This window comes from Butyricimonas faecalis (assembly GCF_003991565.1).
Taxonomy (GTDB): Bacteria; Bacteroidota; Bacteroidia; order Bacteroidales; family Marinifilaceae; genus Butyricimonas; species Butyricimonas faecalis.
Genome location: NZ_CP032819.1, coordinates 3,136,948 through 3,154,580 on the forward strand (window position 1 = coordinate 3,136,948; position 17,633 = coordinate 3,154,580).

Annotated in this window: 18 protein-coding genes and 1 tRNA gene; 11 read left to right on the plus strand and 8 right to left on the minus strand. The window is 41.1% G+C overall.

The window, feature by feature from the left end:
* Positions 1-102 precede the first annotated feature (102 nt).
* A complete protein-coding gene (locus D8S85_RS13390) occupies positions 103-735 on the plus strand; it encodes a recombinase family protein (RefSeq protein WP_106481108.1) in 633 nt (210 codons plus the stop codon).
* A 103-nt stretch (positions 736-838) separates the two neighbouring features.
* On the opposite strand, the gene D8S85_RS13395 is transcribed toward D8S85_RS13390, so the two are convergent.
* Entirely contained in the window at positions 839-1,270 is a 432-nt protein-coding gene (locus D8S85_RS13395) for a hypothetical protein (protein ID WP_127075228.1), read from the minus strand.
* A complete protein-coding gene (locus tag D8S85_RS13400) occupies positions 1,251-1,733 on the minus strand; it encodes a hypothetical protein (protein ID WP_127075230.1) in 483 nt (160 codons plus the stop codon). Before D8S85_RS13400 ends, D8S85_RS13395 begins: the two co-directional genes overlap by 20 nt.
* A gap of 647 nt (positions 1,734-2,380) precedes the next feature.
* Here D8S85_RS13400 and deoC point away from each other — a divergent pair.
* The gene (deoC, locus tag D8S85_RS13405; RefSeq protein ID WP_106625103.1) at positions 2,381-3,256 is read left to right on the plus strand and encodes a deoxyribose-phosphate aldolase; all 876 of its coding nucleotides are present in this window, start codon (positions 2,381-2,383) and stop codon (positions 3,254-3,256) included.
* A gap of 16 nt (positions 3,257-3,272) precedes the next feature.
* Here deoC and D8S85_RS13410 read toward each other — a convergent pair whose 3' ends face one another.
* Positions 3,273-3,980: an RDD family protein gene (locus tag D8S85_RS13410; RefSeq protein ID WP_106625104.1), complete on the minus strand. Its 708-nt coding sequence runs from the start codon at positions 3,978-3,980 to the stop codon at positions 3,273-3,275.
* 85 nt (positions 3,981-4,065) lie between these two features.
* On the opposite strand from D8S85_RS13410, the gene D8S85_RS13415 reads away from it, so the two are divergent.
* The 6 genes from D8S85_RS13415 to D8S85_RS13440 are packed head-to-tail and all read left to right on the plus strand — an operon-like array spanning position 4,066 to position 10,069.
* On the plus strand, positions 4,066-5,022 hold the full coding sequence (locus D8S85_RS13415) for a stage II sporulation protein M (RefSeq protein ID WP_127075232.1): 957 nt from the start codon (positions 4,066-4,068) through the stop codon (positions 5,020-5,022).
* On the plus strand, positions 5,009-5,887 hold the full coding sequence (locus tag D8S85_RS13420) for a hypothetical protein (protein WP_106481111.1): 879 nt from the start codon (positions 5,009-5,011) through the stop codon (positions 5,885-5,887). Before D8S85_RS13415 ends, D8S85_RS13420 begins: the two co-directional genes overlap by 14 nt.
* Positions 5,871-6,596 (plus strand): DUF4129 domain-containing protein, encoded by a 726-nt coding sequence (locus D8S85_RS13425; protein WP_127075234.1) that lies wholly within the window; start codon positions 5,871-5,873, stop codon positions 6,594-6,596. The genes D8S85_RS13420 and D8S85_RS13425 overlap by 17 nt, the downstream gene beginning before the upstream one ends.
* A complete protein-coding gene (locus D8S85_RS13430; RefSeq protein ID WP_106481113.1) occupies positions 6,593-7,753 on the plus strand; it encodes a hypothetical protein in 1,161 nt (386 codons plus the stop codon). Before D8S85_RS13425 ends, D8S85_RS13430 begins: the two co-directional genes overlap by 4 nt.
* Before the next feature lie 7 nt (positions 7,754-7,760).
* Positions 7,761-8,738, plus strand: coding sequence for an AAA family ATPase (locus tag D8S85_RS13435; RefSeq protein WP_106481114.1), 978 nt, complete (start codon positions 7,761-7,763; stop codon positions 8,736-8,738).
* The gene (locus tag D8S85_RS13440; protein ID WP_106481115.1) at positions 8,738-10,069 is read left to right on the plus strand and encodes a DUF58 domain-containing protein; all 1,332 of its coding nucleotides are present in this window, start codon (positions 8,738-8,740) and stop codon (positions 10,067-10,069) included. Before D8S85_RS13435 ends, D8S85_RS13440 begins: the two co-directional genes overlap by 1 nt.
* Positions 10,070-10,094: 25 nt before the next feature.
* On the opposite strand, the gene D8S85_RS13445 is transcribed toward D8S85_RS13440, so the two are convergent.
* The 5 genes from D8S85_RS13445 to D8S85_RS13465 form a co-directional block, all read right to left on the minus strand.
* Positions 10,095-12,449: an efflux RND transporter permease subunit gene (locus tag D8S85_RS13445; protein WP_106481116.1), complete on the minus strand. Its 2,355-nt coding sequence runs from the start codon at positions 12,447-12,449 to the stop codon at positions 10,095-10,097.
* Positions 12,450-12,497: 48 nt separating this feature from the next.
* Complete coding sequence (locus D8S85_RS13450) at positions 12,498-12,827, minus strand: nucleotide pyrophosphohydrolase (protein WP_106481117.1); 330 nt, start codon at positions 12,825-12,827, stop codon at positions 12,498-12,500.
* Between the two features lie 39 nt (positions 12,828-12,866).
* Positions 12,867-13,223: a four helix bundle protein gene (locus D8S85_RS13455; RefSeq protein WP_106481118.1), complete on the minus strand. Its 357-nt coding sequence runs from the start codon at positions 13,221-13,223 to the stop codon at positions 12,867-12,869.
* Between the two features lie 40 nt (positions 13,224-13,263).
* Positions 13,264-13,716, minus strand: coding sequence for a D-aminoacyl-tRNA deacylase (gene dtd / locus D8S85_RS13460; protein ID WP_106481119.1), 453 nt, complete (start codon positions 13,714-13,716; stop codon positions 13,264-13,266).
* A gap of 87 nt (positions 13,717-13,803) precedes the next feature.
* The gene (locus tag D8S85_RS13465; RefSeq protein ID WP_127075236.1) at positions 13,804-15,027 is read right to left on the minus strand and encodes an aminotransferase-like domain-containing protein; all 1,224 of its coding nucleotides are present in this window, start codon (positions 15,025-15,027) and stop codon (positions 13,804-13,806) included.
* 316 nt (positions 15,028-15,343) lie between these two features.
* Between D8S85_RS13465 and D8S85_RS13470 the strand changes: the two genes are divergently transcribed.
* The 3 genes from D8S85_RS13470 (at position 15,344) to D8S85_RS13480 (ending at position 17,556) form a co-directional block, all read left to right on the plus strand.
* Positions 15,344-15,415 (plus strand) — tRNA-Arg (locus D8S85_RS13470).
* Between the two features lie 429 nt (positions 15,416-15,844).
* Positions 15,845-16,378 carry a sigma-70 family RNA polymerase sigma factor gene (locus D8S85_RS13475; RefSeq protein ID WP_106481121.1) on the plus strand — a complete coding sequence of 178 codons (534 nt, stop codon included), beginning with the start codon at positions 15,845-15,847 and terminating at the stop codon, positions 16,376-16,378.
* Positions 16,379-16,425: 47 nt separating this feature from the next.
* The gene (locus tag D8S85_RS13480) at positions 16,426-17,556 is read left to right on the plus strand and encodes a FecR family protein (protein WP_158641584.1); all 1,131 of its coding nucleotides are present in this window, start codon (positions 16,426-16,428) and stop codon (positions 17,554-17,556) included.
* The last annotated feature ends 77 nt before the right edge of the window (positions 17,557-17,633 follow it).

Below are 17,633 nucleotides of genomic sequence, written 5' to 3' on the forward strand. Positions count from 1 at the left end.
GATTACATTATATTTTTGTTATCATTTTTATCAAAGATTATTTTGATAGTATACTAAAAATACCTATCTTTGTTTTGTTGAAAAATGAAATAAAGATAGTATATGAAAAAAGCAGTTATATACGCACGAGTAAGTTCAATTACAGACCGCCAAAATACCGACCGTCAAGTCGTCGATTTAACAAGATATGCAGAATATTCCGAACATAATATAATAGAAATATTCGAGGAAAAAATAAGTGGTGGAAAACGTAACGTTGACCGTCCTGTGCTAACGGAATGTTTAAATTATTGCAAGGATAATAATATTGACGTATTATTAGTTTCGGAGTTATCAAGACTTGGAAGAAATGCTTTTGAAGTACTTTCAACAGTTAAGTTTTTAATTGATAATTGTATTAATCTTTATATACAAAAAGAGCAATTTAGTTTATTGAACGATGAGGGGAAACCATCTATATTTGCCCCTGTGATGATTGCTACATTAAGTACTTGTGCCGAATTAGAAAGAGAAAATATTAAATTTCGTTTGAACAGCGGTAGAGATTTGTACATCAAAAATGGTGGAAAACTAGGACGAAAAGCGGGTTCAATAAAAACATTAGATATGAAAAAAGAAGAATATAAAGAGGCTATATCTTTATTGAAAAAGGGTATAAGCGTGCGTAATGTGGCTAAATTAACGGGAAAAGGAACGGCAACAATACAGAGAATAAAGAAAGAATTTAATCTATAAAAATATCCCCTTCAATCATTTCAAATGGTTGGAGAGGATATTGTATTTATTTTCAATGTCTTATATTGCAAAATCTCCTCTCGCAGGTATATTGTTTATATACTTACAAATCCAATAAGTCTATTACATTTTCATTTTCCCTCCAATAAACAACTTTATGCAATGCCATATTTAAAAGTTGAAATAAAAACTTTTCATCAAAAAGAAATGATAGTATTCTATCATCATGAAAATAATCTATATCAAAATTATTAAGAATTGCACATAATTCTCGCATACTAACATTTGTAATTTCAGCTTCAATTCGATAAAGTTTATCATAATTGAACCCTAACCAACTATTAATTACAGGTCGTTTTTCGGGGGAATGCTCTTTCAATTCTCTATCTTTATCATACATACGTATTTTTATACCATTATCTTTGATTTGACCGAAATACAAGGTAGGAATTTTATGTATCTCATTTCTACTACAACCTTTCGCAATCACCCAATCTTTAATTGTTTGATTGGGATTAGTTATTTTTTTTGCCATTATATATCATATCGAAACTTATATCTTTTCGCATCCGTTGTACTTGATAAATGTAGTTACGAGTGGTAGTCAATGCAGGAGTAATTAACGTTATATTATTAAATTTTATATGAAAACAGCTCAATACATAAGGTAAATAATGACGTAACATTGTATATAGTGCATTGTTTTCTATATTCAAAAATATCATTCCATGATATTTCCCTTTTTCTTTCTTCCTATGAACAGATAAAGTACCCAATAAAAATGTTTTATCATTATCTGGAATTTCAATATTAACTATTTGTACATCCTCATCACTTTCTTTTTCTATCCGAAATGTATAAAAATTAGCCTCATTTCCCTCACCCCACCATAGTATATTACTACCATTCAATAGGCGTTCAAATAACACATTTTCCCTCTCATCTGTAAAACATAATTTGACTGCATCAAGCCCTATTTTAAATTTGTCATTTTTCATTTTGTAGTGTATTTAATTTTCTTATTTTACAATATCTTTTCATGGAATTTTAATTCTATTTTGTCCTTTCAAGGAGTTGTTAATATTTTTCTTGTATTACCATTTGCAATGTGTATTTAATAGCTTATTTCGTATTTTTTTTCTAGTATTTGTTCATTCATGTTATAATATTTTACTATAAATATGAAGTAGATAAGTTTGTTTTCAATACTTATCTACTTTTTTCCTATATTTGCCTTAAAACTTTAATGTCATGTTTTATGAATATTGAAAATACAATAAACAACGAATTTGAAGTAAATGAGGATATTGTAAAGTATTGACTTGAGAGGTGGCGATACGAAGTTTTAAACTTTGGAGAATGGAATTGTAATAATTTTTGTTGGGGAAATTTTTGAGAGTTGATAGATAAGGAACATGATATGGGTACAGTTGATAAGTAAGTTGTTGTGTGTTAATAGCGCAGGCAAAAGTAAATATTTTGATTGAGATTTACTTTAAAACTTCGCAAACATTGTGTAATTTTGCCTAGGCTAAAAAGGGGATGACGGAATTTAGTGGGTGTAAAAGAATAACCTGTCGTGTATTTTTTTCGTATTAAATATGGAGACAGGAATGGGGGATAGCCAATTAATAAAATGATGTATATGGAAAATGTATTGGATGCATTGGCTCTTTACGGGTATTTGAATTTAGAGGATCGGATCGAATTTGAGTTGGATGGGGTGATCGAGAAAGAAATTGCTCCGGCTTATTGTAATGAGAATTTTGAATTGTGTATTTCATGTATGGATTATACTTCGTTGAAGGTGACGGATACGGAGAAATCGATTGTGACTTTTGTTTCTGAATTGCTGAAAAAATTGAAAAAGAACACCTTGCCGGATGTGGCATCCGTATGTGTGTTTCCCCGCTTCACTTCTCTCGTGAAGGAATGTCTGGTCGGGACTCCGATTAAAACGACGGTCGTGGGAGCTTGTTTTCCGGCAGCACAGACATTTTTGGACGTGAAGTTGGCCGAATGTAAGGCGGCAATTGCGGCTGGAGCGGATGAGGTGGACGTTGTGATTTCCGTGGGAGATGTTTTGGAGTGTAATTACGAGAAGGTATATAAAGAGTTGGTCGCTATCCGCGAGGCTTGTGCGGGGGTTGTTTTGAAGGTAATTTTGGAAACGGGCGAATTGAAAACTATCGAGAGTGTGTTCAATGCCTCGTTGATTAGTGCTTACGCGGGGGCTGATTTTGTTAAAACGTCTACCGGGAAGGTTCCGGTAAATGCCACTCCAGAGACCGTTTACGTGATTTGCGAGGCTTTACGTCAATTCCACGCACAGACCGGGAAGATGGTTGGAATTAAGGTGGCCGGAGGTATCACCAAGATTCAAAATGCGATTCGTTACCTTACGATTGTGAAACATATTTTAGGCGAGCAATGGCTTACGCCTGCTTATTTCAGAATCGGAACATCTCAGTTGTTGGAAGATGTTCTGAAAGAGATGAAAACAGTAAAGATTAATGGCTGAAAGTGAAAACTTTCAGCTAATTATTTGCCAAGTGTGAGTGATCTTTTAAGATGGTTTCCACGAATTCCAGTGGAATCATGGATGTTTCAATTCCTGTTACTTCTTTAATCTTTTTGGAGAGAGGGGCCAGTAGGGCATAATTGTTGTTTTTGAGAACTTCTCGCAGTACGTCCTTGATGATCTTGATGTCTTTGTCGGATAAGAGAGCGGCTTGCTGAAAGACAACTTGATACTCTTCGGGGGCTTCGAATTCACTGATTTGTTTTAACGTGACCTCTTTTTCGAGTTTGATGACCGTGGTTCCAGCTGCCATATCACCAAGCCTTTGCATTCGTTTGGAGGCGATGATTGAGACGAGAGCCACGGCACCGCTTGATATGGAAATATCCACCAGACGGAATACCCAACGGAGCATGCAATCCCAAAACGTGAGTTTTTTACCGTTTAGTTTCACGACTTGGATGCGCATGGCGTATTTACCGAGACTACGACCGTTAAATACGATCTCGCAGAATAGATGGTAGGAGGCGATGATTACCATGAGAATGACGAAAAACCAAGTCGGGGAGTCTACCGGGGTGAGGAGGTCGATAAACATGAACCCCAACAGCAGTAACCCGAATTGAAAGGCTCCATCAATTAAGGTTGCCAGAATGCGGTCGAAAATGCCCGCGGGAGTGTAATCAATGTCTACGTGGTGGGCCGTGCTAATAGAAATGTTCATGATAAGTATAAATATTTTTACAAACATACATTTTTTTTGAATAAATACATTATTTTTATCACAAGAAAAAAGTGTGGTATTTAGGATGAAAGAGGCTAGGTTTGTCAGTCAGAATAAGGAAAAATGGGAGAAAATGGAGCATGTGAGCCATCTGGATACAGATTCTATTGCCTCTAATTACGTGATTCTTTCCGATGATCTCTCTTACGCGAAGACGTTTTATCCGGGCAGTGATGTGGTGAAGTATCTGAATCAGTTGATTTCTGTTTACCAGATCAATATTTACGGGCAGGAGCGATCGGAGAAAAAGGGAGTTCTTTCTTTTTGGGTACGGGAATTCCCCTTGTTGCTCTATCGGGAGAGGCGGACCTTGTTGTTTGCTTTCCTTTTCTTGTTGTTTGCAGCATTGATCGGGGTTTTCTCTACGGCGAAAGACGATACTTTCGTTCGGTTGATTCTTGGTGATGCTTACGTGGACGAGACGTTGGAAAATATTGAGAAAGGGACTCCGATGGGGATTTATTCATCTTCGGATGAGGTGAATATGTTCTTTATGATTACTGCAAATAATATTAAGGTGGCTTTCGTGGCGTTTGTTTTCGGTATCTTTTTTTCCGCGGGGACGTTATGGATCCTTTTCACGAACGGGGTTATGCTGGGAGCTTTCCAGTACTTCTTTTTCCAGCATGGTTTGTTGTTGCATTCGGTGATGTCCGTGTGGGCGCATGGGACGTTTGAGATAACATCGATTATTATAGCCGGGGGAGCGGGACTGGTGATGGGGAATAGTTTTTTGTTTCCGGGAACGTATAAGCGTTCGCATTCGTTTCGGAATGGGGCTTTGCGGGGTATAAAGATCGTTACCGGGTTGATTCCGTTTTTTATTATCGCGGGGTGGATTGAAAGTTTCATCACGCGTTATGCCGATGTTTATCCCGTGGTGGGGGCCGTGGCAATCCTCCTTTCACTGGGAGGCGTTGTCGGGTATTTTGTTGTTTATCCTTATTATTTACATAAAACAGAGACCAATGGAAAAGATTAATTTAAGTGTGCAGCGTTCTTTTTCGGATTTGATTACCGTGACGATTAATTTCATGAAACAGGAGTTTGTTCCTTTTATCCGGGCTTTTGCCGTGATCGGGTTCCCCTTGATTTTGCTGATGCTTTTTTTCATGAAGGATCTGTTGATGGGAGCTTTTGATATGTCTCTGCATCCGGAGGCTTATTATGAAGTGAATAATTTTGGGGATATGATGTTACGGACCTTGTTCACGTCATTATTTGGAATGCTGCTGATGATGTGGGTACAGTTGTTTGCTATTTCTTATTTGCGGGTTTACTGGGATCATTATCAGGCGGGGATTGAGGAGCGGATTACGATTGGCGAGGTTTTGGGAGTCATGTTGAAGAAGCTCGGCGTGTATCTTATGTGGTCTGTTTTCTGTGGCTTGGTTGTTTTTATCGGTTTTTTGTTTCTGTTTGTTCCCGGAATATATATTGGGATTTCGTTTACTTTCGGATCTTATTTACTGATATTAAGGGATAATGGATTGGGAAAGATTATCACGGAGTCCATGGCCATGGTGAAGGGGAATTGGTGGAAAACGTTTGGGTTTATTGTCGTGATGTACTTGTTGGTGGGGGTTCTGGCCTACTTGTTTGGCATTCCTTACATGTTCTTGATGATGTCCTCGGCTTTCACGGGGGAGATTCCGAATATTTATGAGATTACGTTCTCGTTATTACTCTCTTATTTGGGACAATACACGTTGTATACGGTTTTGTTTGTCGGGGTCGGGATGCTTTTCTTTTCCCGTTTGGAAGAGATGGAACATACGACTTTGTTAAGCCAGATTGACCAGTTGGGGGCTCAACCCGAGAAAAAGGCGGATGAGGAGGTTAGTTAAATATATTATTCTATTCATGTTCGCTTGTGTCGGTAATGTGGCATGGGCGGAAGAGGAGTATCGGGAGCCTTCATGCTCTCCGGATTCTTCTTATGTTTTGCGAGCCCCGGAAGCTGATTTCCTGGAAAAGTACAGGAAAGATGCAGCTTTTGATTACACGATGAATATTGAAGAGGCACCTAGCGTTTGGGAGTGGATAAAACATTGGATTCTGGAACGTTTGTTCCGGGTAAAGGATTCGGAGGGGGCAAAGCAGACCATGGATATTATTTTGAAGATTGTGCTGGGGCTTTTTGCTTTGGGTATTATTTACCTGCTCGTGAGGAACAGGGATAAATTTCTTTTCCGCAAGCGGGGTACGGATTTTTCCCCGGAAGATTCCGTGGAGTACACCGGAGAGCAGGAAGCCGATTCTTTCGTGCGATTGCTGGCGAAAGCGGAGCAGGAGGGTGATTACGTTCTGGCAATACGGGTGAGTTATTCCGCTTTGTTGCAAATGTTGGATAAAAAGGAGGTGATTCATTGGGAGGTTTCCAAAACGAATCAGCATTATATTTACGAGATAAGAAATGAAACGTGGAGCCATCGTTTCGAGGAGATAAGTCGTATATTTGATTGTGTTTGTTATGGAGAGTTTCCCGTGGATGAAATTGCTTATCGGAATATCAAGCGATATTTTACGGAGTTCAGGAAGGAGGTGGAGGGATGAAACGGAGACAAAATGTGTTGATTATTCTTTTCGTGATTGCCATTATGGCGGTTTACACGGGATATGAGGCGAATAAACCGCAACCGATAGATTGGAGTCCTAATTTTTCGATTACAGAGAAAAGTCCTTACGGGACGTATATTATTAAAGATGCGCTACCGTATTTGTTTCCGGAAGGGAAAGTGTCTTTTGCCCGGAAGTCTGTACGGGAACAATTGCGTGAGGATAGAACTTATTTCTTGAAGACCTGTTTTTTCGTAAGTTCCTTTTTCAGTATTGCTCTGGGAGATCTGGAGGCCATGTTGGAAGAAGTGGAGGAAGGAGGGGTGCTTTTTGTGTCGGCGGAGTTTATTCCCGATACATTGTATTCTTACACGGGAGTTTCAAGAATGAAAAGGGTTCAGAACGGGAAAGATTATTTGCGAGGCTTTGAAGATAAAGGTTATCCTTTCAAACAGACTCATTATTGTTTTGAACTGCAGGAATCTTTTGACGGAGAGGTTCTAGGATATGTCGATACGATCAAAAATCCTAATTTCATCCGGGTGAATTACGGGGAGGGGGGTATCTATCTACATTCGAACCCGATGGCATTCACGAATTTCTTCTTGTTGGATTCGGTGAACGGGGATTATTACCAGAGGGCTCTCTCGTTTCTTCCCCCGGATACGAATGTGGTGTGGGATGAATACCTGAAATCCGGGGCCGAGGGACAACGGACTCTTTTTCGGGTGATATTCAGGTATCCTGCGTTGAAGTGGGCATATATCCTGTTGATATTGGGGACAATACTATACGTTTTGTTCCGGACGAAACGAGAGCAGCGTCCGATACCGGTGATTCGTCCTTTGGAAAACCGGACGTTGGAGTTCGTGTCGGTTGTGAGTTCTCTGTACTACAAGCAGCGGGATCATGCGGCTATTGCGAATAAACGGATTAATAGTTTTCTGGAAGAGGTCCGTTATTATTATAAACTACGCACGGAGGAACTGGATCGTTCTTTTATAGATTTGTTGTCGGAACGATCGGGAGTTGCTCGGGTCAGTGTGGAGAGCTTGATTTTTTTGATTATCCGGATTCGGAAGGCCGAGCATGTGGATGAAGATCAGTTGCGGGAGTTGGTGAAATATATAGAATTGTTTAAAACTAAAAGCTAAATAGATTATGGAAGATCAAATAAATTTTGAGTCCAGGATAGATTTCACGGATTTAAACGAGAAGATCACCCAGGTTCGGGAAGGGATGGGGAAAGTGATTGTCGGTCAAAGGGAAGTGGCAGACCTGCTGTTGACGGCAATGTTGGCCGACGGGCATATTTTGATCGAGGGTGTTCCGGGAATTGCCAAGACGTTGATGGCAAAGGTTATGGCCCGGATGCTGGATGTTACTTTTAACCGGATTCAGTTTACGCCGGACTTGATGCCGAGTGATATTTTAGGAACCTCTGTTTTTCTTCCGGCAACCGGACGTTTTGAATACCGGAAAGGGCCTATTTTCTCGAATATCGTGTTGGTGGACGAGATTAACCGGGCTCCGGCAAAGACGCAGGCGGCTTTGTTCGAAGTGATGGAGGAAAGGCAAATTACGAATGACGGGGTGGAATACCGGATGGATTATCCTTTCGTGGTGGTGGGGACGCAAAATCCGATAGAGCATGAAGGAACTTATCGTTTGCCCGAGGCTCAGCTGGATCGTTTCCTGTTTAAGATTAACGTGACTTATCCTTCCGTGGAGGAAGAGATCGAGGTGCTTGAACTGCATGATCACGGGGCTATTGCTCGCTGGCAGGAGTTGAAACCCGTGTTGAGCGTGGAGGCTTTGAAGAAGTTGAGGACGCAGGTGGCTCAAGTGCGCGTGGATCCGAAAATAAAATCCTTTATCGTGAATATCGTGGGGGCTACTCGTAAAAGTGGTTGGCTTTACCTGGGAGCGTCTCCCCGTGCATCGATCGCTTTGATGAACGGGGCCAAGGCTTTTGCAGCTATTCAAGGACGGGATTTTGTTGTTCCGGACGATGTTTTGTATTTGGTTAATCCGGTCTTACGACACCGGGTGCAACTTTCTTCCGAGAAGGAGTTGGAGGGTGTGACCGTTGATCAGGTGATACAGCAGATCGTGTCTAAAATAGAAGTTCCAAGGTAGTGCGAATACTTAAAGATACATATTTATCCCGTCGTTTTTTCCTGATGTTGATGTTGGGAATATTCGCTTTTGTAATGGCCTACGTTTTCCCGTTGCTTTTCATCTGGGTTACGGGGGCATTGCTGGCTGTTCTATTGCTGTTGTTCGTGGAGTTATTCGAGTTGTACAGGCGAGTGGACGGAATTGACGCCTTGCGGGTGGTGGCGGATAAATTGTCTAACGGGGAAGAAAACCCGGTTAGTCTGGTCGTGAGGAATCGTTATCCGGTGAGTACTTGTCTGCGTGTGATTGACGAGATTCCGGTGGAATTCCAAAACCGGAATGTCTTGTTCCGGCGGAAGGTGAATGCCGGGGAGCAGCAGGAGATTCATTACACGTTACGTCCTACGAAACGAGGTGCTTATAATTTCGGGAAGATTCGGGTATTCGTGTCCGTGCGTTTCGGGTTGGTAGAAAGGCGTTATTCTTTTCGGGCGGATCAGGATGTTGCCGTTTATCCTTCGTTCATGATGATGCATCGTTATGAGTTGATGGCTTACGGGAATTACCATCCGGAGAATGGGGGCATCCGTACCCGGGCTCTTGGCGGTAACATGGCCTTCGAGCAGATCAAGCCTTACGTGACGGGGGATGATCCCCGTACGGTAAATTGGAAGGCCACGGCGAAATATAATCATTTGATGGTGAATACCTACACGGAAGAGCGATCACAACAGATTTATTGCCTGGTGGATAAGGGGCGCACGATGCAATCGCCCTTTAATAACATGACGATGCTGGATCATGCCATAAATACGATCTTGACGTTGTCGAATATTATATTGAAAAAAGGGGATCGGGCCGGTTTGATTACGTTCTCGAATAATTCCCGGAATTGCGTGAAAGCCGATAACCGGGTTGGACAGTTAAATCGGATAAGCGAGGCTTTGTATCGTTTGGAGACACACTATCAAGAGACGGATTTCGAGAAATTGTACGTAGCGGTGAATCGACAAGTCCCGACCCGGAGTTTGCTGATCCTGTTTACCAATTTTGATACCGTATCGGGGTTACGACGTCATTTGCCTGCATTACAGCGTTTGGCTGCCCGACATCTCGTGTTGGTCATTTTATTCGAAAATTCGGAATTGAATAAGGCTTTGGAGCGTCCCGTCCGTAATTTGAAGGATGCGTATTTTGAAACCATTGCAGCGGGATTTGCCACGGAGAAACGGCAAATGGTACGTGAATTAAGCCAACTTGGTATTCGGGTTATTCTTTCTAAACCGGAATCTCTGACGGTGAATAGTATCAATAGTTATTTGAACTTGAAAGAGCGAAAGTTAATTTGAAACTTCCGCTCTTTCAGTATATTTTCTACTCCTTTTTATTCTCCTCGTCACTCAGGATTTTGGGATTCTGGAATGTCTTGTTGGTCGTGTGTTTGTCCAGCGTGAGTAACAATGATGGCAGTAAGATCAGGTTTGAGAGCATGGCTGCCAATAGCGTGATGGAAACCAAGACTCCCAGTGCAACCGTACCCCCGTAATCGGAAAGAGCAAAGATGCCGAATCCGAAGAAGAGGATGATGGCGTTGTAGATCATGCTTTGTCCTGTTTCCTGTAAGGCCAGTACGGCAGAAGAGCGTATGCTCCAGTTTGTTCCTTGTAGTTCCTGACGGTATTTAGCGAGATAATGGATGGTTCCATCAACGGAAATACCAAAAGCGATGCTGAATACCAGGATCGTGGATGCTTTGATCGGGATGCCGAAATATCCCATGATGGCAGCCGTGATAATCTGCGGAATGATGTTGGGGATCAAGGCAACCAGTACCATGCGCTTACTCTTGAACATCCAGGCCATAAAGATGGCGATAAGAACAATCGCTAACGCTAGTGAGGTAAAGAGGTTGAATACAAGGTATTGAGTTCCTTTGAAGAAAATGATACTTGAACCGGTAACTTTTACCGTATAGCGATCATTCGGGAAGTATTGTTCAACGATATGGTATAGTTTGTCTTCTTTTTCCTGCATTTTTTGGGTCCCGATGTCTTTTACCCTGAAACTGAGACGTACTCGTTGGAGGGTGGAGTCGACGAAAGAATTTGCCTGTCCGCCAATTTCTCCCGTGGATTGGGAGGCGTATTTCAGGATAAAGTTCTTGGTCATGTTTGTCGGGAGCTTGTAATAAGCAGGTTTCCCGTTATAGAATGCTTGATTGGCAAACTTGATGACTTCAAGGATAGAAATCGGTTTAGAGATATCTTCGTCTTTTGACAGTTCTTCGGAGAGTTTGTCTAACTTTTGAAGGTTGGACAAATTCAATACTTGCTTGGGTTTTCCAAAATCAACGGTTACCTCCAGGGGCATTAACCCGTCAAAATTTTCCTCAAAGAAACTCAGATCTTGTCGGATCGGGTCTGTTTCTTTCAAATCATCCACCATATACCCCGTGGACTTCATGAGGGAGATTCCGATACCACCGAGAATGACAACGACAATGGCTATCGTGTACACAACGTTTCGACGATTTAAGATGAGTTGTGTGACACGCTCCAGCATTCCGGTTACCGTTTTGTTGTGTAAGTGTTTGATTTGTTTGCTATCCGGTTCCGGCATGAAACTGAATCCACAGGGAATCATGATCAAACATACGAGATACACGAACGTGATACCGATGGAAGCGGTGATACCAAACTCCACGAGGATCTGGCTAGAGGTCACGATGAAAGTTGCAAAACCGGCAGCCGTGGTCAAGTTGCTCAAGAATGAGGCATTCCCGATCTTTTGAATCATGCGTTGTAAAGCCTTGATTTTATTCCCATGCCGGTCGAATTCCGCGTGGAATTTGTTGATCATGAAGACGAGGTTCGGAATACATATCACGATTAATAGAGGAGGCAGCATGGCGGTAAGTAACGTGATCTTGATGCCTAGCATAGCCATCACGCCAACTGTCCAACTGACACAAATCAGCACGATCAATAAACAGAAACCGAGGATGCGGAAGGAACGGAAAAACAGGTAGAGGATAAATGTCGTGATCAATAATGACAGGATGATGAACATGTACATCTCTCCTTTGATGTTTTCCGCGTTGATTACCCGAATGTAGGGAAGTCCCGAGTAGTGCATCTGGAGGTTGTGTTTCTCCGAGAAATGTTCGGTTAATTCTAAAATATCCTTTACTAAGCCTACCCGTGCCGGAGAGTTCATGACATCAGCGGAGACGGAAACCATCATCCCATAAATATCTTTCGTTTTATTGAACAGGGTTCCGTCGTAGAATGGAAGATTCTCAATGATGTTCACCAAGCTATCCAGTTCCTGTTGGTTTTTGATATGATTAGGGAAAATGGGGCGGATATCGAATTTTTTATTCAGCGTGTCCTTGTGGAGATTGAATGAATGGGTGATGTCCACGAGCGCCACGATACCGTGGAGAGCCTTTAGGCTGTCGCACATGCTGATCCAGTCATTCATTTTGTCTAGCTGGTAAAAGTCGTAGTCTTGTATGGCGAAGACCATCACGTTTCCTTCCTGCCCGAATTTCTCGTGAAAATCAAGGTAGTCCAGGTATGCGCTGTCCGTGGCAGGTAACAAGTTCGAATATTCATATGACATTTCCACTTTGGGGATTTGAAATCCCATGAACACGGTGATAAGTAAGACACCGATAATAAAGGCCATTCGGTTACGAAGAAGAATCCCTGCAATCTTAATCCACATGATATTTTTTTATTTGCGCATTTGTTGGCAAAAGTAGAATAAAAGTGTTTAATCTTTTAAGAGTTTCGGATTTTTTTTGTGTCGATTAGCATCTCTTGTCGTTTTTTTTGCAAAATTATTATTTACGGCTTCGTTCAAATCTACCCCTGTTTGGTTTGCTAGGCATACCAATACCCAGAGGACATCACTCAGCTCTTCTGCCAAATTATCCTTTTCCCCTTCTTTGTACGATTGTTCTCCATATTTTCGAGCCATCACCCGGGCCAGTTCTCCCACCTCTTCCACGAGAATGGTCATGTTGGTCAATTCATTAAAATATCTAACCCCGTGGGTCTTGATCCATGCGTCAACTGCGGTTTGTAATTCTGCGATATCCATTGTTACCAAGTTAAAGGTTAAAAACTAAAAGATAAAAGTTCATTTCTTTAATTTAGATTTGAGTGTTTTTACGGTGGCAACAAGCATGGCGATTAGTTCTTTATTATCTTTTTCCATACTTGTAAAATTATTCCCATCAATATATCCTGTGTCTTTTAAAAGATTAAGCCAGTAATTCGTTTCATTTGCCTCTTTAAGGCTAATGTAAAACTTGTTAATGTAATCAGCTTGACTTTGTGCAAATTCGGCTTCACGGATTAAAGCTCCCGTGGAGGTTCCGCTTTTTAGAATTTGATTGCTGATAACAAATTCTTTTTGATCTTTTTGAAGAAATTGAGCAAGTTTCACGATGCTTATGGCAAAAATATAACTTTTATCTTGTAAAATTGAATTCATGTAACTTTTATCTTTTAACTTTTAGTTGTTAGTTTCACAATCATTGTCGATTTTTGGAATCGATTATGATTGTGACGGGTCCATCATTTATTAATTCGACCTTCATGTCGGCACCGAACTGTCCGGTTTGGATTTCTTTGTGAAGCTCTTGGCTCAGGGTTGAGACAAATTTCTCGTATAACGGGACGGAGATGGCAGGAGGGGCGGCATCGATGTACGAGGGGCGATTGCCTTTTTTGGTTCGGGCCATGAGAGTGAACTGGCTGACGGTAAGGATTTCACCACCTGTGTCTAAAATGGATTTGTTCATGACTCCATTCTCGTCATCAAAGATACGGAGATTTACAATTTTGGAAGCAAGCCAGTTGATATCGTCATCTGTATCATCAGATTGAATACCCACTAATATAAGCATCCCTTTGCCTATTGAAGAAAACAATTGTTGCTCGATGGTAACACTGGCTCGTGTAACTCGTTGAATAACTACTTTCATTTTGGACTTAGTCTTAAAATTTAGAGTGAAATATATGAAATTTATTCACATACTCCACTCTAAACTTTAAATTTTCTATGTTCTAGATTACTTTTTTCTAGCGTATAGTTCTTTAATTGCATCGGCCAATCTCTTGACACCTTCGATGTTCTTTTCCTCGCTCATGTAAGAGAAATTGATACGCATGGTGTTTTTGCCTTGACCGTTAACGAAGAACACGGTTCCGAGTACGAATGCCACGTTCTTTTCAATAGCGATTTGGAACAATTCTTCTGCATCGTATCCTTCCGGCAAGGTTAAGAATAGGAACAAACCTCCTTCAGGACGCGTCCAGGTAACTCCTTCCGGCATGTATTTTTCAAAAGCACCTAGCATAGCTTGTAATTTGCTACGATACATGTCAACGATTTTCTTCACGTTAGCATCGAAGTAGTTCTTTTGGAAGAATTTGATCGTGATCTTTTGTAAGAACGCAGAAGTACAAAGGTCTGTGCTTTGTTTTGCTTTCACGAAGTTGTCAATAACCATCGGGTGAGCAAGAACCCATCCCATACGGAATCCCGGCATGAAGATCTTGGAGAAAGTTCCTAACGTGATCACGTTACCCTCTCCGTTGTCCAAATCGTATAGCATACGTTGTGGTTTACTAGAGAAACGCAGTTCACGATAAGGGCTATCCTCTATAATCATGATTTCGTATTTCTTGGCAATGTTCAAAATCTCAATTCTTCTTGCCTCGGGCATAGTCATACCTGCAGGATTCTGGAAGTCCGGAATCAAATAAATGAATTTCGGTTTTTCACCTTTGGCTTTCATTTCTGCCAATGTTTTTTCCAGCTCTACGGCACTCATTCCTTGTTCATCCTGAGGAATACCCACGCCGATACCACCGTAAGAGTTGAATGCTCCGATGGCTCCCAGATAAGAAGGTAATTCGCAAATATATTTATCTCCGCGATTCAAGAAAATCTTACCTACGGTATCCAGTCCTTGTTGTGAAGAGGTGATGATCGTGATGTTTTCTTTTGTCACGTAACTCAATCCTTGATCTCGATAACGTTGAGCAAGGATTTCCAATAATTCCGGAACTCCCTCGGTTGAACCGTATTGGCAGGCAGCCGCACCATCCGTGGCGATTACTTCTGCACAAATTTCTTGTAATTGTTCTAACGGGAAAGATTCTTTAGCAGGAAGACCCCCGGCGAAAGAGATAATTTCCGGCTTTTGAGTTAATTTCAACAACTCTCTGATAGCAGAGCGCTTCATTCCTTTGGCGCTGTCTGATAGAATTTCTTTGTAGTCGCTAACCATGTTTATTCTTATTTTAAAGTGAATACACGCTGTTAAGTATTTGTGTTGCGAAGTTAATAATAAGTTTTTGAAATAAAATTTTTCATATCAGATTTTTAATAAAATCGTTTGCGATGCTTTCATTTTGTATGTTTTCGAGCTTTTTTAGTAATAATTTGAATTTCGAAGGTGGGTGATTCTATTTTCAGTAGAGGAGAACTCCTTATAGGGAATGGTAATAATATGGTGCAACAAAAATTTCTTGTTTATAAAAAGACTATTACGATATTATTTGGAATAAAGCGTTTTTTCGATTAGTTTTGCGAACCAAATAAAGGCCCTTGTAGTTCAACGGATAGAACGGAAGTTTCCTAAACTTTAAATGGCAGTTCGATTCTGCCCGGGGGTACTAAAAAGGTAAAAGTTAAAGATTAAAAGCTAAAAGTTGGGGAACTCACTTTTAGCTTTTTTTAATTAAAAAGAGGAAATGGGCGTAGTTCTTTAGGATAAAATACGGGGCATAGCTGTTGTTGTTCTGGTGAAGATAGGGAATTCCTTCGCTTCTTTTTCGGAACACCTTCGGTGGAAGTTCGCTCACGGGGCGTAAGTGGGGCGAGCGTGTCCCCAGGGTATGCCAGACAAAAATGCTTAGCTGAATACGATATCAAGGCTTCTACTTGCTTATTCGTTATCATATTCGGGAAGTTGGTAACCGATCAAATCTTATCTTGAATGATTTGCAGGTCCATTACGGTGATAAAGTTAAATAATGTAATAATTAGAAGTACGAGTTCCGTGAATTTCTATTAACTTAGCAGGCGGATAAACAGGATTAAATATGCTGAAAAGCTTGAGGTATGGAAAAGAGTTCGAAAAACTGTACACGGGGAACTATTCCCGTTTGTACTACTATGCTTATCAGTTTTTGAATGATGCGGAGGTGAGTCGGGACGTGGTGAATGATGCGTTCGAGTACGTGTGGAAAAACTACGAAAACTTCCGGAAGATGAACGTGGTGGCGATTCTTTTTCAAAGTGTACGAAATAAAAGCATAGACACTTTCCGGCATAATAAAGTAGAAGAGAATTACGTGACATTGTATTCCCGGATGTTTTCGGAAGAGGATGTGGGGGTGGATGAGGAAAACGAGAAGATGGAACGGATATATAAAGTATTAGATAGTTTAAGCCCGCAGACAAGGCATATCATGGAAGAATGTTATTTTAACCGGAAAAAATATGCAGAGGTTGCGGAGATGCTAAATATCAGTCCTAGTGCGGTAAAGAAGCACGTTATGAAAGCTTTGCGTTTATTGAGGGAAGAATTTCATATAAATAATGGCTCGGAGGGGGTGCCCGAAAATGAGGTCTAAACGTATTAATATAAATTAGGTTGTTAGTAAACATGGATGATCAGGATATGAAAAATAAAAAGGATTTGCTGGATGCTTTGGATGATCCCGACTCGTTGAGTCAGGAGGAGCTTGATGCAATTCTGAATGATCCGAATGAACAGGAAGATGCTCGCTTGCTAGGGAATTACAGGCAGGCGTTTGTACGTCGTCATGCATCCTTGAAACCTGATGTGAATAAAGAATGGAATAACTTCCGACAAAGTAAAATTTCCAGCAGAAGCAAAGGTAAGCAATTGTGGGTTGGTATAACGATAGGTGTTGCTGCATCCGTTTTTCTATTTTTGGGTTGGCAGATGTTCCACCAGATTCCTTTACAATCACCGGTTAACCAACCTATCGTGGCTTTTACTGCCAGTACTCAATCTCAGGAGGTCCTTTTGTCCACGGGAGACGGGCGAATGGTGTCTTTATCCGCACCTCAAGCAGATAGTTTGCTACGAGAAACAGGTATTACCCGGGGAGAAGAAGAGTTGGATTACCAGCAAACGATCCGAGAAACAGAGATACATACATTGACAACTCCTAGGTGTGGGGCCTATCAGCTTCGTCTAGCAGATGGTACTCAAGTATGGTTAAATGCCGAGAGCCGTTTGAAATATCCCAGTCGCTTTACCGGGGAACAGCGTGTGGTTGAGTTAGAGGGGGAAGGTTATTTCAAAGTAATGCCCGATACCAAAAGACCTTTTATTGTAAAATCCGGGAATATCACGACGGAAGTTTTGGGGACCGAGTTCAATGTCAGAACCTACGTGTCCGATGATTCACACGTGACTTTGTTAAAAGGGAGTGTGAAAGTGAAAGATGTTAGTTCATCCTCGGAAGTGGTAATACGTCCCGGGGAGGACGCTCATTTACAAGGAGACGGGACTTTTGACGTGCGGGAAGTTGACACGGACAATTACTATTTATGGACGGAAGGGTATTTCTATTTTGATAATGAAACTGTGGTCGAGATCATGCGTGAACTAGGGCGGTGGTATAATATACGGGTAGAATTCGAGAATCCGCAAGCGATGAATTACCGCTTACATTTCCTTGCCGAACGCGATCAGAAAATAGAAGAAGTACTGCAATTATTGAATATGCTTGGTAAAGTACAAGCGACCTGCGAAAACAATAAAATTTCGGTAAAATAAAAAATTTTTATCGTTTCTGGTACCCGATTTACATCTCAAAACGAAATCTGAGTAAAGAATACGTATTTGAGTCATGT